This window comes from Mesorhizobium sp. RCC_202, from assembly GCF_041355295.1.
GTDB lineage: Bacteria > Pseudomonadota > Alphaproteobacteria > Rhizobiales > Rhizobiaceae > Mesorhizobium.
In genome coordinates, this window is sequence record NZ_JBFUPO010000001.1 from 747,717 (window position 1) to 768,541 (window position 20,825).

The 20,825-nt window shown below is 64.8% G+C and carries 17 protein-coding genes; 12 read left to right on the forward strand and 5 right to left on the reverse strand.

What is annotated here, in order from left to right; all coding sequences use genetic code 11:
* Positions 1 to 139: 139 nt before the first annotated feature.
* The 12 genes from AB6802_RS03455 to AB6802_RS03510 all read left to right on the forward strand — a co-directional run bounded on the left by AB6802_RS03455 (position 140) and on the right by AB6802_RS03510 (position 15,667).
* Entirely contained in the window at positions 140 to 541 is a 402-nt protein-coding gene (locus AB6802_RS03455; protein WP_371008602.1) for a PTS sugar transporter subunit IIA, read from the forward strand.
* A complete protein-coding gene (locus AB6802_RS03460; RefSeq protein ID WP_371008603.1) occupies positions 538 to 828 on the forward strand; it encodes an HPr family phosphocarrier protein in 291 nt (96 codons plus the stop codon). Before AB6802_RS03455 ends, AB6802_RS03460 begins: the two co-directional genes overlap by 4 nt.
* A 156-nt stretch (positions 829 to 984) precedes the next feature.
* Positions 985 to 2,385: an adenosylhomocysteinase gene (gene ahcY / locus AB6802_RS03465; protein ID WP_371008605.1), complete on the forward strand. Its 1,401-nt coding sequence runs from the start codon at positions 985 to 987 to the stop codon at positions 2,383 to 2,385.
* 189 nt (positions 2,386 to 2,574) lie between these two features.
* Complete coding sequence (locus AB6802_RS03470; protein ID WP_371008606.1) at positions 2,575 to 5,160, forward strand: ATP-binding protein; 2,586 nt, start codon at positions 2,575 to 2,577, stop codon at positions 5,158 to 5,160.
* 8 nt (positions 5,161 to 5,168) lie between these two features.
* Positions 5,169 to 6,680, forward strand: a complete 1,512-nt coding sequence (tsaE, locus tag AB6802_RS03475) for a tRNA (adenosine(37)-N6)-threonylcarbamoyltransferase complex ATPase subunit type 1 TsaE (RefSeq protein WP_371008607.1) — start codon at positions 5,169 to 5,171, stop codon at positions 6,678 to 6,680.
* Complete coding sequence (locus AB6802_RS03480; protein WP_371008608.1) at positions 6,677 to 7,438, forward strand: nucleotidyltransferase family protein; 762 nt, start codon at positions 6,677 to 6,679, stop codon at positions 7,436 to 7,438. Before tsaE ends, AB6802_RS03480 begins: the two co-directional genes overlap by 4 nt.
* Before the next feature lie 60 nt (positions 7,439 to 7,498).
* A complete protein-coding gene (addB, locus tag AB6802_RS03485) occupies positions 7,499 to 10,618 on the forward strand; it encodes a double-strand break repair protein AddB (protein WP_371008609.1) in 3,120 nt (1,039 codons plus the stop codon).
* The gene (gene addA, locus AB6802_RS03490; RefSeq protein ID WP_371008610.1) at positions 10,615 to 14,127 is read left to right on the forward strand and encodes a double-strand break repair helicase AddA; all 3,513 of its coding nucleotides are present in this window, start codon (positions 10,615 to 10,617) and stop codon (positions 14,125 to 14,127) included. Before addB ends, addA begins: the two co-directional genes overlap by 4 nt.
* A 74-nt stretch (positions 14,128 to 14,201) precedes the next feature.
* Positions 14,202 to 14,525, forward strand: coding sequence for a thioredoxin (gene trxA / locus AB6802_RS03495; RefSeq protein WP_371008611.1), 324 nt, complete (start codon positions 14,202 to 14,204; stop codon positions 14,523 to 14,525).
* Positions 14,526 to 14,655: 130 nt separating this feature from the next.
* Entirely contained in the window at positions 14,656 to 14,937 is a 282-nt protein-coding gene (locus AB6802_RS03500; protein WP_371008612.1) for a cupin domain-containing protein, read from the forward strand.
* 71 nt (positions 14,938 to 15,008) lie between these two features.
* A complete protein-coding gene (locus tag AB6802_RS03505; RefSeq protein ID WP_371008613.1) occupies positions 15,009 to 15,257 on the forward strand; it encodes a type II toxin-antitoxin system VapB family antitoxin in 249 nt (82 codons plus the stop codon).
* Positions 15,254 to 15,667 (forward strand): type II toxin-antitoxin system VapC family toxin, encoded by a 414-nt coding sequence (locus tag AB6802_RS03510; protein ID WP_371008614.1) that lies wholly within the window; start codon positions 15,254 to 15,256, stop codon positions 15,665 to 15,667. The genes AB6802_RS03505 and AB6802_RS03510 overlap by 4 nt, the downstream gene beginning before the upstream one ends.
* Before the next feature lie 108 nt (positions 15,668 to 15,775).
* On the opposite strand, the gene AB6802_RS03515 is transcribed toward AB6802_RS03510, so the two are convergent.
* The 5 genes from AB6802_RS03515 to trpB form a co-directional block, all read right to left on the reverse strand.
* A complete protein-coding gene (locus AB6802_RS03515) occupies positions 15,776 to 16,195 on the reverse strand; it encodes a VOC family protein (protein ID WP_371008615.1) in 420 nt (139 codons plus the stop codon).
* Between the two features lie 34 nt (positions 16,196 to 16,229).
* Positions 16,230 to 17,555 carry a folylpolyglutamate synthase/dihydrofolate synthase family protein gene (locus AB6802_RS03520; RefSeq protein ID WP_371008616.1) on the reverse strand — a complete coding sequence of 442 codons (1,326 nt, stop codon included), beginning with the start codon at positions 17,553 to 17,555 and terminating at the stop codon, positions 16,230 to 16,232.
* 137 nt (positions 17,556 to 17,692) lie between these two features.
* Positions 17,693 to 18,619 (reverse strand): acetyl-CoA carboxylase, carboxyltransferase subunit beta, encoded by a 927-nt coding sequence (gene accD, locus AB6802_RS03525; protein WP_371008618.1) that lies wholly within the window; start codon positions 18,617 to 18,619, stop codon positions 17,693 to 17,695.
* Between the two features lie 95 nt (positions 18,620 to 18,714).
* Complete coding sequence (gene trpA / locus AB6802_RS03530) at positions 18,715 to 19,554, reverse strand: tryptophan synthase subunit alpha (protein ID WP_371008619.1); 840 nt, start codon at positions 19,552 to 19,554, stop codon at positions 18,715 to 18,717.
* A gap of 2 nt (positions 19,555 to 19,556) precedes the next feature.
* Entirely contained in the window at positions 19,557 to 20,777 is a 1,221-nt protein-coding gene (trpB, locus tag AB6802_RS03535) for a tryptophan synthase subunit beta (RefSeq protein ID WP_371008620.1), read from the reverse strand.
* Positions 20,778 to 20,825: the final 48 nt, after the last annotated feature.

Below are 20,825 nucleotides of genomic sequence, written 5' to 3' on the forward strand. Positions count from 1 at the left end.
GCGTCAAAATGGCCCAAGCCGCCGCAATTTTGGGCTTGTCAACCGGCCGCGCGTCGACAAGATAGCGCTCCCGCCGCCTGGAATGGCCGGCGAACATAAAATGCGCCTGTGAAGCGGCGATGACGGGAGCCACCAGAGAATGATCGGACTCGTGCTCGTGACGCACGGTCAACTCGCCACCGAGTTCCGGCATGCCGTAGAGCATGTCGTCGGGCCGCAAGACAATTTCGAAACCGTGGCGATCGGCGCCGACGACGACATGGAGCAGCGTCGGGCCGACATCGTCGACGCGGTTGCGCGTGTCGACACCGGAACCGGCGTCATCGTGCTGACCGACATGTTCGGCGGCACGCCGTCCAACCTTGCCATATCGGTGATGGAATCCGGCCGCACCGAGGTCATCGCCGGCATGAACCTGCCGATGCTGATCAAGTTGTCGTCGGTCCGCAAGGGCGACAACATGGCTGCGGCGCTCGACGAGGCGCAGGCGGCCGGCCGCAAATACATCAACGTCGCCAGCCAGCTTCTGAGCAGCAAATGACCGCCACCGCGAGGGACGAGGTTGTGCGGGAGTTCCCGATCGTCAACCAGCGCGGCCTGCACGCGCGCGCCTCGGCCAAATTCGTCCAGGTCGCCAGCGGCTTCAACGCCACCATCCATGTCGAGAAGGACGGCGTGAAAGTCGGCGGCACCTCGATCATGGGATTGATGATGCTGGCCGCGAGCCCCGGCTACTCGATCCGTGTCATGGCCACCGGTCCGGAAGCCGTGCCGGCCATGGACGCGCTGGAGCAGCTGGTCGCCTCGCGCTTCGGCGAGGAAATCTAATGCACACGCGTCAGAAAGACATACGCGCATAAAGATTTCTTTATATCCCATTGTCGTCTGGCGGCCGATCTGCTAGTCAGGCCGGCAATTCGCGCCCTTCCATGCGCCACCCCGGCGCCGGCGCGCTTTTGAGACAAATCACACCGGAGCACTGCCATGACGGGTAGCAAGGACTATGTGGTCGCCGACATCTCGCTTGCCGGCTGGGGCCGCAAGGAAATCGAGATCGCCGAAACCGAAATGCCGGGCCTGATGGCCTGCCGCGAGGAATTCGGCGACAAGAAGCCGCTCAAGGGCGCGCGCATCACCGGCTCGCTGCACATGACCATTCAGACGGCGGTGCTGATCGAGACGCTAAAGGCGCTGGGCGCCGACATTCGCTGGGCGTCCTGCAACATCTTCTCGACGCAGGACCATGCGGCGGCGGCAATCGCCGAGGCCGGCATTCCGGTATTCGCCATCAAGGGCGAGAACCTCGAGGACTACTGGAACTACACCGACCAGATCTTCCAGTGGGCCGATGGCGGCCTTTCCAACATGATCCTCGACGATGGCGGCGACGCCACCATGTACATTCTGATCGGCGCCCGCGCCGAAGCCGGCGAGGACGTTCTGTCCAACCCGCAGAGCGAGGAAGAAGAGTACTTCTACGCCCAGGTCAAGAAGCGCCTGAAGGCTTCGCCCGGGTTCTTCACCAGGCAGAAGGAAGCCATCCGCGGCGTCACCGAGGAGACGACCACCGGCGTCAACAGGCTTTACCAGCTGCAGAAGAAGGGCCTGCTGCCGTTCCCGGCGATCAACGTCAACGATTCCGTCACCAAGTCGAAGTTCGACAACAAGTATGGCTGCAAGGAATCGCTGGTCGACGGCATCCGCCGCGGTACCGACACCATGATGGCCGGCAAGGTCGCGGTGGTCTGCGGCTATGGCGACGTCGGCAAGGGCTCGTCGGCTTCGCTCAAGGGCGCCGGCGCCCGCGTCAAGGTCACCGAGGTCGACCCGATCTGCGCGCTGCAGGCGGCGATGGACGGTTTTGAGGTCGTCACGCTGGAGGACGCGGCACCGACGGCCGACATCGTCATCACCACCACCGGCAACAAGGATGTCGTCACCCTCGACCACATGCGCTCGATGAAGGACATGGTGATCGTCGGCAACATCGGCCACTTCGACAACGAGATCCAGGTCGCGTCGCTGCGCAATCTGAAGTGGACCAACGTCAAGCCACAGGTCGACATGATCACCTTCCCGGACGGCAAGCGGATGATCCTTTTGTCGGAAGGCCGCCTGCTCAACCTCGGCAACGCCACGGGACATCCGAGCTTCGTCATGTCGGCCTCGTTCACCAATCAGGTGCTGGCGCAGATCGAGCTCTACACCAAGCCCGGCCAGTACCAGAACCAGGTCTATGTGCTGCCCAAGCACCTCGACGAGAAGGTGGCGCGGCTGCATCTCGACAAGCTTGGCGCCAAGTTGACCGAGCTGTCGGGCGAACAGGCCTCCTATATTGGCGTGACGCCGCAGGGTCCGTACAAGCCGGAACACTACCGCTATTAACCAAACCACAAATATCCACAACATATTGAAGCCGGGCGTTGACATTCCGCCCGGCTTTATTTTTGCGCCGAATGATTCTTCACGTCGATTCCGGCAAGCGTTATTGTTGTGATTCGCGGCCCGGGGACATCAAGGGCCGGGGACGCATTCAGGGCGGTCTTGCATTCAAGCGGCGAAGAGGACCAAGACATGCCGGGGGATTACCCGCCAAGCGCGGGAAAGGCCGTTTCCGGCGGCCACAGGGATTCGACCACGGCCGGCTCCGCGGCGAGAGGCGGCGGTCTTCGATGGCGCGCCGGTGCTCGCACAGGCATGCTTGTTGCGACCTCCGCGCTTACCGGCCCGCTGCTGGCCTTCGCGGCGCATGCCGAAACCGCCATCGCCCAGAAGGCGGGACCGGCGGTCAGCACCGTCGAGGTCATGCAGCTCGCCGTATTCGTCGGCGTCATGGGCGCGGCACTTGTCTCGGCCATCTTCCTGATCCGCGAGCGCGCGCGCACCGCCTCGCAGAATTTGCAACTCAGAGCCCGCATAGCCGACGTCAACGCGGCGCTGCAGCGATCCGAAGCCCTGCTCAATCTGCGCGACCAGCGCGTCGTCGTCTGGACAGCGGACAACAAGAAACCGGAACTGATCGGCAGCCTGCCGCTTGAAAGCGGCGCGCCCGACGACAGGTCCGCTTTCCTGGCGTTCGGCCGCTGGTTGATGCCGCGCTCGGCGGCGGCGTTGGAACACGCGATCGCCGCCCTGCGCGAACAGGCGAAGGCCTTCGACCTTGTCATCGAAACGCAGGCCGGCATGCCGCTCGAAGTGCACGGCCGCAAGAGCGCCGCGCATGTGCTGGTCCGCTTCATCTCGCTATCGGAGACGCTGCGCAGCCAGGCCAGGCTGAAGATCGAGAACCAGCGGCTCGGCGCCAACTACGAGACGATGCTCGGCCTGCTCGATGCGCTCAAGATGCCGGCGTGGCTGCGCGCGGCGGACGGACGGCTGCAATGGGTCAACAGCGCCTATGCCGAAGCGGTGGAAGCGGAAAACGCGGCGACGGCCGTGCGCGAAGCCAAGGAGTTCCTTGGTGGCCAGGCGCGCGAGCAGATCGCCGAACAGCACAAGTCGCGCGCCGTCTTCGAACAGACGCTTTCCACCGTTATCGAAGGTGACCGCCGCATGTTTTCGGTCACCGATTTCGCCGGCGCCGACGGCTCGGCCGGGCTGGCCATCGACACCAGCGCAACCGAGACGATCCGCGCCGAATATGAGCGGACCGTGCGAAGCCATGCCGACACGCTCGATCAATTGAACACGGCGGTGGCGATCTTCGACACGGACGAGAAGCTGCGCTTCTTCAACCAGGCGTTCCAGAAACTGTGGAACCTCGACAGCGGCTTCCTGCTCAGCGCGCCCTCCAACACACTGCTGCTCGACCGGTTGCGCAGCGAAGGCAAGATCGCCGAACAGCCGGAATGGCGCCGCTGGAAGGAAAACCTGCTCGACGCCTATCGCGCCGTCGAACCGCAGGAGCACTGGTGGCACCTGCCGGATCGCAAGACGATCCGCGTGGTGGCAAACCCGCAACCCAAGGGCGGCGTCACCTGGGTGTTCGAGAACCTGACCGAGAAGATGGATCTCGAAAGCCGCTACCAGACCGCCGTGCGCGTCCAGGGCGAAACGCTGGACAACCTTGCCGAGGGCGTGGTCGTGTTCGGCCCGGACGGCAAACTGCGCCTGTCGAATCCAGCCTTCGTCACGCTGTGGGGGCTGACGGCCGACATCGTCAAGCCGAACGTCCATGTCTCGGTCATCCGCGACCTTTGCGACCAGCGCGCCGCGGACAGCCCGTGGGGCGGCTTCGTCGCCGCCGTCACCGGCTTTGACGACGAACGCCGCGACCGCCGCGGCCAGATCGAATTGATGAACGGCAACGTGCTGAGCTATGCGGTGATCCACCTGCCCAACGGGCAGGTTATGATCACCTTCGTCGACGTCACCGATACCGTCAATGTCGAGCGGGCACTGAAGGACAGGAACGAGGCGCTGGAGAAATCCGACCAGCTCAAGAACGAATTCGTGCAGCATGTTTCCTATGAGCTGCGCTCGCCGCTGACCAACATCATCGGCTTCACCGAGCTGTTGTCGCTGCCTACGACCGGCCCGTTGACCCAGAAACAACGCGAATATGTCGAACATGTCGGCTCGTCATCCTCGGTGCTGCTCACCATCGTCAACGACATCCTCGATTTGGCGACGGTCGATGCCGGCATCATGCAACTCGACATCTCCGAGATGAGCATCGACCGGACCATCGCCGCGGCAGCCGAACTGGTCGCCGACCGATTGGAGGAGCACCGGATCAAGCTCGAGATCGAGGCGGCGGAAGCGCCGAAGAGCTTCCATGGCGACGAGATCCGCGTCCGACAGATCCTCTATAATCTGTTGAGCAACGCGGCGAACTACGCGCCGGAGGCGAGCACGATCACGCTCACCTGTCGCCGACTCGCCAGTGCCGTCGAATTCGCGGTCCATGACGACGGGCCCGGCATGCCTCCGGATGTGCTGGAATCCGTATTCCGCCGCTTCGAGCCGCGCACCAATGGCGGCCGCCGGCGCGGCGCAGGTCTGGGGCTTTCGATCGTCAAGAGCTTCGTCGAACTGCATGGCGGCACCGTGCGGATCGAGACCGGCGCCGACCGGGGCACAACGGTCATCTGCACCTTCCCCGACACACCCTCGGGCATTCCCGATACGCCGGCGGGCATCCGCGACGCGGCCGAGTAGCGGGCTGCATGACCGGAACGACCCTGGAGCGTTTTCTTGCCGACGAGGCGGCGACGGCAAGGCTTGGTGAAGACCTGGCCATGGCGTTGCGCGCCGGCGATGCGATCGCGCTCAAGGGCGATCTCGGCGCCGGCAAGTCGACGCTGGCGCGCGCCCTGATCCGCGCGCTGGCCGATGACGCCGGCCTCGAAGTGCCGAGTCCGACTTTCACGCTGGTGCAGAGCTACGACACGCGCATTCCGGTCAGCCATTTCGATCTCTACCGATTGTCCTCGCCCGACGAGCTCGATGAACTCGGCCTCGACGATGCGCTGGCGCAAGGCGCGGCGCTGGTGGAGTGGCCCGAACGAGCCGGCGACCGCCTGCCGAAAGGGGCGGTTTGGATAGAGCTTTCCGAGCAAGGCGACGGTCGACTTGCGAGGATATCGGCGCAAGGAGCCGCATTCGATCGTATTGCACGGTCGCTGGCGATGCGCGATTTTCTGGCCGCCGCCGGCTGGGGTGAAGCGAGCCGCCGCCATTTTGTCGGCGATGCGTCCGCCCGCTCCTATGAGATCGTCGCCATTGCCGGTCACGCCCCGCGCGTGCTGATGAACTCGCCGCGCCTGGTGCTGGGCCCGCCGGTGCGCGACGGCAAGCCCTATGCGGTGATTGCCCATACGGCGCAGTCCGTCATTGCTTTTGTCGCCATCGATCAGGCGCTGCTTGCCGCCGGCGTCAGCGTGCCGCTGATCCATGCGCAGGATCTCGACCAGGGTCTTTTGCTGCTCGAACATCTCGGCTCGGAAGGTTTTCTGAGCAGCGATGGGCAACCCATCGCCGGGCGCTACGCGGCAGCGGCGGAGCTGCTCGCCATGATGCATGGCAAGCCGTGGTCCGAGCATATGGAAGCGGCACCCGGCGTTTTCCACGACGTACCGCCCTTCGACCGCGAGGCGATGCTGATCGAGGCCGATCTTCTGGTCGACTGGTATGTGCCGATGATCACCGGCAAGGCGGCGAGCGACGAATTGCGCGCCGGCTATCACAAGCAATGGAATGCGCTGCTCGACCGGCTCGCCGGCAGCGAATACACGCTGATGCTGCGCGATTTCCATTCGCCCAACATCATCTGGCGCGGCGAACGCACTGGCCTCGACCGGCTTGGCATCGTCGACGTGCAGGACGCGTTGATCGGCCCGGCCGCCTATGACGTCGCTTCCCTTGCGATGGATGCGCGCGTCACGGTCTCACCCGAAATCGAACAGCGGACCGTGGCTGCCTATGTCGCGGCACGGCGTGCCGCCGGCGCCTTCGACGAGGCCGGCTTCGCCGAGGCCTATGCGATCATGGCGGCGCAGCGCAATTCCAAGATCCTCGGCATTTTTGTGCGGCTCGAAAAGCGCGACGGCAAGCCTTATTATCTGAAGCATCTGCCGCGCATCCGCGACTATCTGAGGCGGGCGCTGGCGCATCCGGCGCTGGCCGGCCTGAAGGATTTCTACATGGCCCACGGGCTGCTCGAGGAACTCGCGCCATGAAGCCCGCGACAGCGATGGTGCTGGCGGCCGGGCTCGGCAAGCGTATGCGGCCGATCACCGACACCATGCCCAAGCCGCTGGTGAGGATCGCCGGCAAGACTTTGCTCGACTGGGGACTGGACGGCCTGGCGGCGGCGGGCGTCGCCAGGGCCATCGTCAACGTGCATCATCTGCCGGAGCAGATCGTCGCCCATGTCGCCGCCCGCAAAGCGCCGAAGATCGTCATTTCCGACGAGCGCGAGGCTTTGCTGGAATCGGCGGGCGGCATCGTCAAGGCGCTGCCGCTTCTGGGCGACGAGCCCTTCTACATCATCAATGCCGACACCTTCTGGATCGACAGCGGCCCGCCCAGCCTGGAACGCCTTGCCCTTGCATGGGACGCTGCCAGAATGGATATTCTGCTGATGCTTACCGATCTCGACTCAGCGACCGGGCACTGCGTCGGCACCGACTTCCTGGCCGCGCCTGATGGCGCCCTGCGGCGCTCGAAAGGCGATGCGGCCGGCCTGATCTATGCGGGTGCCGCAATCATCCACCCGCGCATCTTCAAGGACGCCCCGGCGGGCTCGCATTCGCTCAACGTCTATTTCGACAAGGCGATTGCCGCTGGGCGTCTGTTCGGCATGAAGATGCATGGACGCTGGATCACGGTCGGCACGCCGGACGCGATCCCTGCCGCTGAAGAAGCCGTGGCCGGCGCGCTTGCTACCGCATCGGCCCGGAAATCGGGTTCGATTTTCGGAAAGCACGATGCGTAGATTCAAAGGGTTAGATCGTCCTTTGTGCGCCCAAACGGCCGCACGGCGATCCAATGCGATATGAGCGGCGCGCGCCGCGTCCTTTCGATCCCATCAGGAGCGCCGTTCCTGCCGACGCTGGCCGGGGCGTTGCTCGATGGCAAGCTCGTCCCCGGTTTCCGTTTCGACGGCGACCCGCTGGCGCTGGCCGACGCCACCATCTATGTGCCGACCCGGCGCGCGGCGCGCGCGCTGCGCGGCGTTTTCGTCGACCTGCTCGGGAGACGCTCAGCCATCCTGCCGACGGTGCGGCCGCTTGGCGAGTTCGACGAGGACGAAACGGCTTTCGATGCCGAGGCAGCACCAGCCATCGAGCTTGCGCCACCGATCGCCGCACAGGAGCGGCTGCTTTTGCTGGCACCGCTGGTGCGCGCCTGGAAGGAAAGCCTGCCGGCGCATGTGCGGGAGCGCTTCAACGAGGAATTCGTGGTGCCGACCTCGGCCGCGGACGCCATATGGCTGGCGCGCGATCTTGCCCGGCTGATGGACGAGATCGAGACCGAAGGTACGGATTGGACGAAGCTTGCGTCACTCGTCCCTGGCAATCTCGCCGGCTGGTGGCAGGTGACGCTCGATTTCCTCGGCATCGTCACTGAAAACTGGCCGGAGGTGCTCAAGGAGCGCAGCCGCTCCAACCCGGCCGCGCATCGCAGTGCGCTGATCCGGCTGGAAGCCGAGCGGTTGAAGCGCAATCCGCCGACGGGACCGGTGATCGCCGCCGGCTCGACCGGCTCCATTCCCGCCACCGCAGAGTTGCTCGGCGTGATCGCCGGCCTGCCCAACGGCGCCGTGGTGCTGCCCGGCCTCGACCGCGAGCTCGATGATGCCTCCTTCGCCGCGATCTCCGCGCCCGGCGCGCGTCCGGCGACGCTTGGCCACCCGCAATACGGCCTGGCCAAGCTGATCGGCGGCATCGGCATTCCGCGCCGCGATGTCGAGGAGATCGGCGAGGCGGCAGGGCCGCTTGCGCTGCGCGCGGCACTCGTCGGCGAGGCGCTGCGGCCGGCTGAGACGACCGAGTTCTGGACGGAGACGCGGTCGCGTTTTTCGGCCGGCGATATCGAGCAGGCGTTGGCCGGCGTGACGCTGGTGGAAGCAGCCAATGAGCGCGATGAGGCCGCCGCAATCGCCATCGTGCTGAAGCGTGCCGCGGAAACCCCGGGCAAGCGCGCCGCACTTGTGACCGGTGATCGTTCGCTGGCGCGGCGGGTCTCAGCCGAGCTCCTGCGTTTCGGTGTCGTCGCCGACGATTCCGGCGGCGCGCCGCTTGCCAACACGCCGGCGGCCACTTTGCTGCGGCTGGCGCTGCAGGCGGCGTTTCGGCCCGGCGATCCGGTCGGACTGCTCTCGCTGCTCAAGCACGCCCTGCTTGGCCTCGGTCTCGATCGCCAGATTGTCCGCAAGGCGGCTGAGCTCGTCGAGCTGGTGGCGCTGCGTGGCGGCACCGGCCGGCCCGATATCGCCTCGCTCGATCAGTTGTTCGAGGCGAGGCTCGCCGGACTGAGCGGCGACAGCCGTCAACCCTTCTGGTTTTCGCGCCTGAGCGTCCGCTCGATCGAGCAGGCGGGCGACATGCTTAGCCGTCTTACCGGTGCGCTCTCCGTGCTTACGGCGATGCGCGTCGAGAAGGACGCGGATATCGCCACGCTGACGCGTGCCAGTGTCGGGGCGCTCGAGGCTCTCGGCCGCGCGGCCGACGGCAGCGTGACGGCGCTCTACGCAGGCGACGCGGGCGAAAAGCTTGCTGAGCTGCTGCGTGGGCTGGTGGCCGCGTCCTCGCCTTTCACTTTTCCTGCAAGTGAATGGCCTGACGTGATGGAGGCGCTGATCGCGCCGGAGACGGTGAAACCGGCGCAGGGCACCGACCGCAACATCGCCATCTGGGGCGCGCTCGAAGCCCGGCTGCAGAGCGTCGACACGCTGGTCATCGGCGGGCTCAACGAAGGCGTGTGGCCACGCAAGCCCGAGAGCGACCGCTTCATGTCACGGCTGATGAAGACCGGCATCGACCTCGAACCGCCGGAACGGCGCATCGGTCTTGCCGCGCATGATTTCCAGATGGCGATGGGCACGAAACAGGTCGTGCTGACGCGCGCGGCGCGATCCGGCGACGCGCCGGCGGTGCCGTCGCGCTGGCTGCAGCGGATGCTGACCTTCATCGGCAAGGAGCAGGCGACGGTGCTTGGCCGTCGCGGCGATACGCAGCTTTCATGGGCGCGCGCGCTCGATGCCGGCGAGAGGAAGGATTTTGCCGCGCGCCCGCAACCGAAGCCGCCGCTTAGCCTGCGTCCGCAGCATTTCTCGGTCACCGAGATCGAGACGCTGCGCCGCGACCCCTATGCGGTCTACGCCCGGCGCATCCTGGGCCTGATGCCGCTCGAGCCGTTGATCCGCGATCCGGGCGCTGCCGAGCGCGGCACGCTGTTCCATGAAATCCTGCATCTGTTTTCGCGACGGGTGGAAGACCCGCGCGCGCCGGGCGCGCTGGCCGCCCTTGTCGAGGCCGGGCGGCTCTGCTTTGCCGACGCGGCACTTCCTCCCGACATCGAGGCGGTCTGGTGGCCGCGTTTCGAAAAGCTCGCCGCCAACATCATCGAATGGGAGCACACGCGCGCCGATGCGGTCGCCCGTCGCCACGCCGAGGAACGCGCCGAAAAGACTATCGTCGGCCGTACCGGCGTGACGCTCTCCGGCTATGCCGATCGCGTCGATCTGCTGGCCGGCGGCATGGCCGATATCCTCGATTACAAGACCGGCTCCTCGCCTTCCAAGGCACAGGCGCATACGCTCTTGTCGCCGCAGTTGGCGCTCGAAGGCGCTTTGCTCAGGCGCGGCGCCTTCAAGGAACTCGGCATCCGCGAACCCTCGCAACTGGCCTTCGTGCGGCTGAAGCCGAATGGCGAGGTGTTCGAGGAATCGATCCTCGAATACAACCGCAAACCCCGCACCGCCAACGATCTGTCGGAAGAGGCCTGGGCGCGGCTGGAGCGGCTCTTGTTCCATTATGCCGATCCGGCGACCGGCTATCTGTCGCGGGCGCTGCCATTCCGCGAGGGCGACGCCGACGGTGACTACGACCATCTGGCGCGCGTGCTGGAATGGTCGGCCGGCGGCGCCAGCGATGACGAGGCGGACGGATGAAATATCCGATCCCCACCGAGACAGCCGCCAGCCAGGCGCGTGCCTCCGACCCGCAGAACTCGGCCTGGGTCTCGGCCAATGCCGGCTCGGGCAAGACGCATGTGCTGGCGCAGCGCGTCATCCGGCTGCTGCTCAACGGCACCGATCCGTCGAAGATCCTGTGCCTGACTTATACGCGCGCGGCCGCCGCCAACATGTCGAACCGCGTGTTTTCGACCTTGTCGGAATGGACCACGTTGCCCGATGCGGAGCTCGGCGAGCGGATCGCGGCACTCGACGGGCGAGGCGCCGACCGCGATACGATGCGGCGCGCGCGGCGGCTGTTTGCCGAAGCGCTGGAGACACCGGGCGGCCTGAAGATCCAGACCATCCACGCCTTCTGCGAATCGGTGCTGCACCAGTTCCCGCTCGAAGCCAACATCCCGGCGCATTTCGAAATGCTCGACCCGCAGATGGAAGCCTCGCTGTTCGGCGATGCCCGCCGCGACATGATTTCGGGCGCGGGCGCCGGGGTCGAGGGCCTGGGGGAAGCCTTTGCAATTGTGCTGGAACGCGGCGGCGAGTTCGGCCTCGACACGCTGCTCGCCGAGATCGTGCGCAAGCGCGACGAATTGCGCGACTTCATCGCCCGGCTGGGCGTGACAAGGGATTTCCAGCCATTGTTCGCCGAATTCGGCTTCCGTCCCAGCCAGACGGCCGATGATATCGCCGCCGCCATCTGGCCGCTGCCGGGTTTTTCGCCAAGCCAGTACGCGGAATTTGCCCGCGCCGCGGACGCTACCGACGCACGCACGGTTCTGAACAATGTTCTGCCTTACGCGCAAAACGCCTTTGCCGAACGCGATCCCATTCAGCGGCTGCGCTTGCTCGCCAAAGCCTTTCTCAAGGCTGACGGCGACCCGTACGACCCTCCGAAAATCTTCAAGAAGGCGCTGGTCGATCGGCTGCCCGATCTGCCCGAACGCTACCTGGCGGCGGCGAAGGTCATCCTCGACGTGTCCGAGCGGCTGGCGCTGTTTCGCATGATCGAGGGCACAGTTGCCGCGCTCACTGTCGCCGGATGGCTGATCACGCGCTACGAGCAGTTGAAGCGCAGCCGCGGCTTTCTCGACTTCAACGATCTCATCACCCGCACCGTCAGCCTGCTGTCGCGGCCGGATGCCGGGCCTTGGGTGCAATACAAGCTCGACCAGGGTATCGACCACATCCTGCTCGACGAGGCGCAGGACACCAGCCCCGACCAGTGGGAAGTGGTGAAGAAGCTGACCGAGGAGTTCTTTGCCGGGCTTGGCCAGCGCGAGGCGGTCAGGCGGACAGTGTTTGCCGTCGGCGACGAGAAGCAGTCGATCTACTCCTTCCAGGGCGCGGCACCCGATTCCTTTGCCGACAGCCGGTTGTTGTTTGCCGGGCGCGTGCGCGACGCCGAGGCGTCCTTTGCCAACCTCAAGCTCACCTGGTCGTTCCGGTCGAGCGACGATGTGCTTGCCGCCGTCGATCGCGTCTTTGCCGAGCCTGGCGTGCGGCGCGGCATCAGTCACGATCCCGATCCGCTCAGCCACAAGGCGATCCGCATCGATGCGCCTGGCTATGTCGAGGTGTGGCCGTCGGTCGGCACGGATGCGGTCGAGGAGCCGGATGACTGGACCTTGCCGGTCAACCACGCCAGCGCGCCAGCCGTGCGCGTGGCCGAGCATGTGGCTGCGACCATCCAGAACTGGCTGCGCAATGGCGAGGTCATCGAAGGCAAAGGCCGCAGGCTGACGGCCGGCGACATTCTCGTCCTGGTGCGCAAACGTGACCGTTTCGTCCATGCGCTGTCGCGCAGCCTCAAGAACCGGCAGATCCCGGTTGCGGGCGCCGACAGGCTGAGCCTGCCCGGCCATATCGCGGTGCAGGACCTGATCGCGCTTGGCCATTTCCTGATCCAGCCGGAAGACGACCTTTCTTTAGCCGCCGTGCTGCGCAGCCCGATCTTCGAAATCTCCGAGGAGACGCTGCTGGCGCTCGCCGGCGCGCGGCCGAAGGGCCTGTCGCTGATCGCCTCGCTGCGCCAACATGCGGCTGGAGACGAGGCCTTGGCCGCCGTCGTTGGCCGGCTCGACGCCTGGACGAACGAGGCCGCGTTCAAACCGGTGTTCGAGTTCTATGCCGGACTGCTGGCGCGCGACGGACTGCGTCGCAAGATGACGGCGCGGCTCGGGCCGGAAGCCGGCGACATCCTCGACGAATTCCTTAGCTTTTGCCTTGCCGAGGAGCGCACCGGACTGCCAGGGCTGGAATCCTTCCTGTCGACGCTGGAGAATGCCGGTCCCGAGATCAAGCGCGAGATGGACCAGACGCGCGACGAGGTGCGCGTCATGACGGTGCATGCCGCCAAGGGTCTCGAAGCACCGGTGGTTTTCCTCGTCGATGGCGGCTCGGCGCCGTTCAGCGACCAGCATCTGCCACGGCTGATGCCGTTCGAAAGTTCCGGCGCGCAGTGGCGGGGAAAAGGCTATCTGTGGCGTTCGGCCAGCGATGTCGCCAATGACGTCTCGCGAACGGCCTCGATGCGGGCGCGCGAGCTTGCCGACGACGAATACCGGCGGCTGCTCTATGTCGGCATGACGCGCGCCGAGGACCGGCTGATCGTCTGCGGTTATCACGGCAAGCGACAGCCGAGCACCGGCACCTGGCATTCGATCGTCAGCCGCGCGCTAGCCGGTGCGCCGGAAAGCACGGAACGCCGCCACCCGGCGACGGCCGACATAGGCGTGCATCGCTTTCATATGACGAAGCTGCCGCCGGTGGCGCTTGCAGCGGGCGCGGCGCAGAGCCCTATCGAGCACGCACTGCCGCTGCCGGACGGCCTGTTCCGGCTGCTGCCGCCTGACGAGGAATTGCCAAGACCGCTATCGCCGTCCGGCGCCTCGGCGCTGATCGACGAGGCGAACGAGCCCGTGCCGGATACACACTCACCGGTGCTCGACACCGAGGCCGAGCCCGGCTTTGCGGTGGTGCGCGGGCTGGCCCTGCACAAATTGCTCCAGATGTTGCCCGGCATTGCGGAAGAGGAAAGGCAGAGCGCAGCGGAACGCTATCTGGCGCGCGCGGGCGCCGACTGGCCGGAGCGAGAGCGCGACAAGGCGCTGGACGCCGTGCTTTCAATCCTTTCCGACAGCCGCTTTGATACACTGTTTTCGCCCTCCTCCCGCGCCGAGGTCGCGGTCATGGGCAGTCTCGAGGTCAAGGGCAGGCTGCGCTCGATCTCCGGCAAGATCGACCGGTTGGCGGTCACTGCCGAGAAAGTCTCGATCGTCGATTACAAGACCAACCGGCCGGCGCCGGCGAACCTGGCGGAGGTGCCGCCGGCTTATGTGCTGCAGCTGGCGCTCTATCGGGCCCTGCTCCAGCCGCTTTATCCTGGCCGCGAGGTGGCGGCGGCGCTGCTCTTCACCGAGGCGCCGCGCCTGATCGAGTTGCCGGCGGCGGCCATGGACGACGCCCTTGCCCGACTCACACGAGCGTGACACAAGAGCTGCTTGAAGATCGCCATCGGAACCACCACATTTGGTGCAACCCGAGTTTTCGAAAGGATTTCAGCATGGCCACCGTCAAGGTCGACAAGAGCAATTTCCAGGCCGATGTGCTCAACGCCAAGGAGCCGGTCGTGGTGGATTTCTGGGCGGAGTGGTGCGGTCCCTGCAAGATGATCGGCCCGTCGCTGGAAGAGATTGCCAACGAGCTCGGCTCGAAGGTCAAGATCGCTAAGCTTAACATCGACGAGAATCCGGAGCTGGCGGCGCAGTATGGCGTGCGTTCGATCCCGACGCTGATGATCTTCAAGGGTGGTGAGATGGCCGACATCAAGGTTGGCGCCGCGCCGAAGACCGCGCTGTCGCACTGGATCAACGGCAGCCTCGCCTGAGCCGATCCAAAGACTTCAAGACCAAGCCCGGCCATCGCGCCGGGCTTTTCTTTGGCGCCATGACTGGCCGCATCGTGGCACTGACGCGGGAGCGCGCCATCTCCTTTGCTGACACAAAAGGGAGAACACCATGACCGGAACCGCCAAGGCCACCGTCTTCATCGACAATGAACGCGTGATCGTCACCGAATACCGCTTCCAGCCCGGCGACAACACCGGCTGGCACCGCCATGGTCACGACTATGTCGTGGTGCCGCTGATGGACGGCAAGGTGAAGCTGTTGACCAAGGACGGCGAATCCTTCGCCGAGATGAAACAAGGTGCGCCCTATTTTCGCAAGGAAGGCGTCGAGCACGACGTCATCAACGCCAATGACGGCGAGTACGCCTTCATCGAGATCGAGCTGAAGTGATGGCGCGCCATCATCTGCCATCTTGATGGCTAACTAGGATTGGCTTATATTCTGGACAAACGGAGGTTCAGATGGCCGAACCGCAGCTCTCAGTACGCAGCGCAAAAGCACGGGATCTTGCTCACCGACTGGCGCGTCGCGAAAATCGCTCCATCGCCGATATCGTCGAACGCGCACTTGAATCCTATGAGATCCGGGAAGCCGGGCGCGAACCGGCATCCGCCTTCTATGCTCGCCTGGCGGCAAGCAGCGGCGCCGATATCGATCTGGATAAGGTTATTCGCGAGGGCCGCCAAATTCACCCGGGACCGGAACTTTGATTTTCGTCGATACCAATGTGATCTCGGAGACCCTCAGGAAGGTGCCGGACGCAGCCGTTCTGGCCTGGCTCGTTCGCAACGATGCGGAATTGGCCCTTCCCACCGTGGCGATCGGTGAAATCGCTTTTGGCATTCAAAAGATACGACCTGATGAGCGTGCCGATCGCCTTGAGCAAGGGCTTTCGCAGTGGCGCCATCGCTTTGCCGACCGCATTTTTGGGCTGACGGAAGAGGCTGCCCTGGCTTATGGCGAGATCATGGGAACCGCGCGGCGGCAAGGCCGTGGTATGTCCGCTCCCGACGGCATGATTGCAGCGATTGCTCACGTGAATGGTGGTCGCCTGGCAACACGCAATCTGAGCGACTTTGGCTCAACCAGCCTTGATCTGATCTCGCCCTGGGATTTCTGAACTGCCTCTGCAGGCCGGCGACCTGCCGTCCTCAACCGGCACCGCGCCGGCAAGGTAGAGCGTACCGCCGATCAGACTAGGATGCGCCGAGCCGTACCAGCTATCCGATCACCAGTCGGCCACACGATCGCCGCCGGTAAACTGCGCGCTTCTGGCGGTGTATTCGAAAAGCTCGATCTTGACGCCGTTGGGGTCTGTGGTCCAGGCCTGCCAGGTGTCGTCGCAAGCGAGCTTTTTAGGCGTCACCTCGACGCCCTTCGAGCGGATATGGGCGACGGCCGCCTCGATATCCTCCACCTCCAGGCAGAAGTGGTTGATCTGGTTGCGCGCGCCATAGCTGGCCTCGGCCTTTTCGAACACCTCGACATGGCTGCGGCCGCCGCAGTCGAGGTAGAAGCCGAACACCTTGCCGTCGCGCAGGAAATTGAACCGCGTGTCGAGGCCGAGCACGTCGCGGTAGAAGCCGCGTGTCGCTTCGAGGTCCTGCGCGAAGATGCAGACATGGGCAAGCTGCTTGACCTTGATCATGTCCGGCTCCTCGCGGCGTGGTTCAAGGTGGTGTTCAGGTCGGCGGCGTGCCGTTTTCGGCCAGCACTTCGCCGGCGAAATAGAGCGAGCCGCCGATCAGGATGCGCGGCGCCGGACCGTCCCATGAATCGCGCAAAAGCATCAGCGCATTGGCGACCGAGTTGACCGGCTCGGCCGACAGGCCGGCCTCGGTGGCGCGCAACGCCAGCTCGTCATTGGGCACGCCGGACTGGCTGTTGGCGACCGGCACCGTATAGACATGTCGGGCAAGGCCTTTGAAGGCCGTGAAGTAGCCGGTCTGGTCCTTGGTGTTGATCATGCCCGAGATCAGGATCAGCGGCCTTGGGTTCTTTTCCTCCTGCTCGGCCAGCGCCTCGGCGATGACGATGCCGGCGCCCGGATTGTGGCCGCCATCCAGCCAGATCTCGGTGCCCTTCGGCGCCAGGTCGACCAGCTTGCCTTGAGTCAGCTTCTGCATGCGCGCCGGCCAGGCGACATTGGCCATGGCCTTTTCGGCGGCGCGGTTGCCGATCTCAAAGCCCGCCGCCTTGACGGCGGCGATCGCCGCCGCGGCATTGGCGAACTGGTGGCGTCCGGGCAGGCGCGGCGGCGGCAGATCCATCAAACCGTCCTGGTCTTGATAGACCATGCGGCCGTTTTCCTCGAAGGCGAGGAAATCCTGGCCGTAGACGAATGTCGGGCAGTCCAGCCGCTCGGCGGTGTCGATCAGCACTTGCAGCGCCGTCTCGCTTTCCTGGGCGCCGATCACCACCGGGCAGCCGCGCTTCATGATGCCGGCTTTCTCGGCGGCGATCAGCTCGACGCGGTCGCCGAGATAGGCCTCGTGATCCATCGACACCGGCATAATCACGGAAACCGCCGGCCGGGAAATCACATTGGTGGCGTCGAAGCGGCCGCCGAGGCCGACCTCGATGATCGCGGCTTCCGCCGGGTGCTCGGAAAACAGGATGAAGGTGACCGCGGTTAGGATTTCGAAGACCGTGATCTTCTGGCCGCCATTGGCCTCGGCGACGCGGCTGATGGCTTCAGCGAAGACATCGTCGTCGACCAGCTTGCCACCGCTCTCGGCCGCCAGCCGGTAGCGCTCGGCCCAGTTCACCAGATGCGGCGAGGTGTGGACATGGACGAGGTGACCGGCGGCCTCGAGCAATGCCCGCGAAAAGGCCGCGCAGGAACCCTTGCCGTTTGTGCCGGCGATATGAATGACCGGCGGCAGCCGGTCCTGCGGGTTGCCGAGGCGCTCGAGCAGCCGGGTGATGCGGTCCAGCGAAAGGTCGAACCCTTTCGGATGCAGCGTCATCAGATGTTCGATTTCACGGTCGGCAGCGAGCGTTGTCATGGCTTAAATCTTTTTGTTTGCCGCAATTTTCGGATGGGCATCGAAGCCGGGAATCGGTTTCGGCAAGCCCATGCGCAAATCAGAGGCTACAGCACGCAAGACCAAGTGCAATAACGGCCGCGACCAGAGATGTCGCGTCAGGCGTGCGGCCGCGTTTCCGCGTTGACGACGGCCGGCGGCAAGATTTCCGGTTCGAGCGGCTTCTCGGCTTCCGGCACCTTGAGCAGCATCTTCAACAGTCGCGCGATGGTCTGGCGCAACTCAAGACGCGAGACGACCATGTCGACCATGCCGTGTTCCATCAGGTATTCGGCGCGCTGGAAGCCGTCGGGCAGTTTTTCGCGGATGGTCTGCTCGATAACGCGCGGACCGGCAAAACCGATCAGCGCGCCGGGCTCGGCGATGTGAACGTCGCCCAGCATGGCGTAGGAGGCGGTGACGCCGCCGGTCGTCGGGTTGGTCAAGACGACGATGTAAGGCAGGCCGGCTTCCTTCAGCCGGTCGACACCGATCGTAGTGCGCGGCAGCTGCATCAGCGAGAGAATGCCTTCCTGCATGCGGGCGCCGCCGGAGGCGGCAAACAGGATCAGCGGCCGCCGGCGCTGCAGCGCGACCTCGAAGGCGTGCACGATAGCGTCGCCCGCAGCCATGCCGAGCGAGCCGCCCATGAAGGCGAAGTCCTGCACGGTGACGACAACCGGCAGGCCATCGATGGTGCCAAGGGCATTGACGATGGCATCCTCGAGGCCGGTCTTGGCCTTGGCGTCCTTCAGGCGATCGGTGTAGCGCTTCTCGTCGCGGAACTTCAGCGGGTCCTGGACGACCTTGGGGTTTTCGAGCTGCTCATATTTGCCGTCGTCAAGGAAATATTTCAGCCGCTCCTTGGCCGAGATCTTCATGTGGTGGCCGGAGGCCGGGATGACGAACTGGTTGGATTCGAGATCCTTGTGGAAAATCATCTCGCCGGTCTCGGGATCCTTGATCCAGAGGTTCTCCGGCATATCGGTGCGGCGGCCGAGCATCGAATTGATCTTCGGGCGGACGTAATTGGTGATCCAGTTCATGGCTTCGGCTCCTGTCCTGGAAGAGATTTCAAGCAATTCAGGAAAAGTCTGTGGCGGTTTTCCGGCTGGAATTGCGTTGTGAACACATAGTCAGCCTATTCGGCGGAGGCAAGGCGGGCGGAGCGGACGCCCTGGGCAAGGCCGCTGACCAGAGTGGCGACGGCTTCGGCCGGATCGGCCGTCTTCTCGCCCTTGGGGCCCAGCACATTGGCGACCGCATTGACGATTGCCGTGCCGACGACGACGCCGTCGGCCGAAGCGCCGATAATGCGCGCCTGCTCGGCGGTCTTGACGCCGAAGCCGACGCAGACCGGCAGCTCGGTATGGCCCTTGATGCGCTTGACCGCTGCCGCAACCTTGCCGGTGTCGGCCAGGGCCGAGCCGGTGATGCCGGTCATCGACACGTAGTAGACAAAGCCCGACGTGTTCTGCAGCACCTTGGGCAGGCGCTTGTCGTCGGTGGTCGGCGTCGCCAGGCGGATGAAGTTGATGCCGGCCTTCAATGCCGGGATGCAGAGCTCCTCGTCCATCTCCGGCGGCAGGTCGACGACGATCAGCCCGTCAATACCGCTGGCAATCGCGTCCTTGAGGAAGCGGTCGACGCCGTAGATGTAGATCGGATTGTAGTAGCCCATCAGCACGATCGGCGTGTCATTGTCGGTGGCGCGGAAATCAGCCGCCGTCTTCAGCGTCTTGACCAGGGTCTGGCCACCTTTCAGCGCGCGCAGGCCCGCTGCCTGGATCGCCGGACCATCGGCCATCGGATCGGAAAACGGCATCCCCATTTCGATGATGTCCGCGCCCGCCTTGGGCAGCGCCTTCATGATCGATAAAGCGGTCTCGTAATCCGGGTCGCCGCTCATGAAATAGGTGACCAGAGCCGGACGGCCCTCGGATTTGAGCTTCGCCATGCGACGGTCGATGCGGGTGGTCATTGTCAGATCTCCATGCCCAGCATGCTCGCCACCGTATGCACATCCTTGTCGCCGCGGCCGGACAGGTTGACGATGACGAGCTGGTCCTTGTCCATCTGGGGCACGATCTTCACCGCATGAGCGATGGCATGCGCCGATTCCAGCGCCGGGATGATGCCTTCGACCCGCGTGGTCAGCTGGAAGGCCTCCAGCGCTTCGTCGTCGAGGATCGGCACATATTCGACGCGGCCCGAGTCGCGCAGCCAGGAATGCTCGGGACCGACGCCCGGATAGTCGAGACCGGCCGAAATCGAATGACCGTCGAGGATCTGGCCGTCGGCGTTCTGCAAGAGATAGGTGCGGTTGCCGTGCAGCACACCAGGCTTGCCGGCATTCATCGAGGCGCAATGCTCGACGCCATCAAGGCCGCGTCCGCCGGCCTCGATGCCGATGATGCGGACATCCTTGTCGTCGAGGAAGGGGTGGAACAGGCCGATGGCATTGGACCCCCCGCCGACAGCGGCGATGATGACGTCGGGCAGCCGGCCTTCCTGCTCCAGCATCTGCGCGCGGGCTTCGATGCCGATCACCGACTGGAAGTCGCGCACCAGTTCCGGATAGGGATGCGGCCCAGCGGCCGTGCCGATCAGGTAATAGGTGTCCTCGACATTGGTCACCCAGTCACGCAGGGCCTCGTTCATGGCGTCCTTCAGCGTGCCGTGGCCGGCGGTGACCGGCCGCACTTCGGCGCCGAGCAGCTTCATGCGGAAGACGTTGGGGCTCTGGCGGGCGACATCGGTGGCGCCCATGTAGACCACGCAAGGATAACCGAAGCGCGCCGCCACAGTCGCCGAAGCGACGCCGTGCTGGCCGGCGCCGGTCTCGGCGATGATGCGCTTCTTGCCCATGCGCTTGGCGAGCAGGATCTGGCCGAGGCAGTTGTTGATCTTGTGCGAGCCGGTGTGGTTCAAATCCTCGCGCTTGAAGTAGACCTTGGCGCCGCCCAGATGCTTCGTCAGGCCTTCGGCGAAATAGAGCTTTGATGGCCGCCCGGCATAGTGGGTCGACAGGTTCTGCAGCTCGGCCTTGAACTCCGGGTCGTCCTTGACCTCATTCCAGTGCCGCTCGAGGTCGAGGATCAGCGGCATCAGCGTTTCGGCAACGAAACGACCGCCGAAAATACCGAACATCCCCTGCTCGTCAGGCCCGGTGCGGAAGGAATTGGGCATAGCCGGCTTGTTCATCGCCGATCGCTCCTTGACTTAGTGAGCATGTCCTTATCGGAAAACCGG

What these genes read in the sequence shown, in the direction of transcription:
- AB6802_RS03455 (WP_371008602.1), top strand. Translation starts at nt 140, where the DNA reads ATGATCGGACTCGTGCTCGTGACGCACGGTCAACTCGCCACCGAGTTC.
- AB6802_RS03460 (WP_371008603.1), top strand. Translation starts at nt 538, where the DNA reads ATGACCGCCACCGCGAGGGACGAGGTTGTGCGGGAGTTCCCGATCGTC.
- ahcY (WP_371008605.1), top strand. Translation starts at nt 985, where the DNA reads ATGACGGGTAGCAAGGACTATGTGGTCGCCGACATCTCGCTTGCCGGC.
- AB6802_RS03470 (WP_371008606.1), top strand. Translation starts at nt 2,575, where the DNA reads ATGCCGGGGGATTACCCGCCAAGCGCGGGAAAGGCCGTTTCCGGCGGC.
- tsaE (WP_371008607.1), top strand. Translation starts at nt 5,169, where the DNA reads ATGACCGGAACGACCCTGGAGCGTTTTCTTGCCGACGAGGCGGCGACG.
- AB6802_RS03480 (WP_371008608.1), top strand. Translation starts at nt 6,677, where the DNA reads ATGAAGCCCGCGACAGCGATGGTGCTGGCGGCCGGGCTCGGCAAGCGT.
- addB (WP_371008609.1), top strand. Translation starts at nt 7,499, where the DNA reads ATGAGCGGCGCGCGCCGCGTCCTTTCGATCCCATCAGGAGCGCCGTTC.
- addA (WP_371008610.1), top strand. Translation starts at nt 10,615, where the DNA reads ATGAAATATCCGATCCCCACCGAGACAGCCGCCAGCCAGGCGCGTGCC.
- trxA (WP_371008611.1), top strand. Translation starts at nt 14,202, where the DNA reads ATGGCCACCGTCAAGGTCGACAAGAGCAATTTCCAGGCCGATGTGCTC.
- AB6802_RS03500 (WP_371008612.1), top strand. Translation starts at nt 14,656, where the DNA reads ATGACCGGAACCGCCAAGGCCACCGTCTTCATCGACAATGAACGCGTG.
- AB6802_RS03505 (WP_371008613.1), top strand. Translation starts at nt 15,009, where the DNA reads ATGGCCGAACCGCAGCTCTCAGTACGCAGCGCAAAAGCACGGGATCTT.
- AB6802_RS03515 (WP_371008615.1), bottom strand. Translation starts at nt 16,195, where the DNA reads ATGATCAAGGTCAAGCAGCTTGCCCATGTCTGCATCTTCGCGCAGGAC.
- AB6802_RS03520 (WP_371008616.1), bottom strand. Translation starts at nt 17,555, where the DNA reads ATGACAACGCTCGCTGCCGACCGTGAAATCGAACATCTGATGACGCTG.
- accD (WP_371008618.1), bottom strand. Translation starts at nt 18,619, where the DNA reads ATGAACTGGATCACCAATTACGTCCGCCCGAAGATCAATTCGATGCTC.
- trpA (WP_371008619.1), bottom strand. Translation starts at nt 19,554, where the DNA reads ATGACCACCCGCATCGACCGTCGCATGGCGAAGCTCAAATCCGAGGGC.
- trpB (WP_371008620.1), bottom strand. Translation starts at nt 20,777, where the DNA reads ATGAACAAGCCGGCTATGCCCAATTCCTTCCGCACCGGGCCTGACGAG.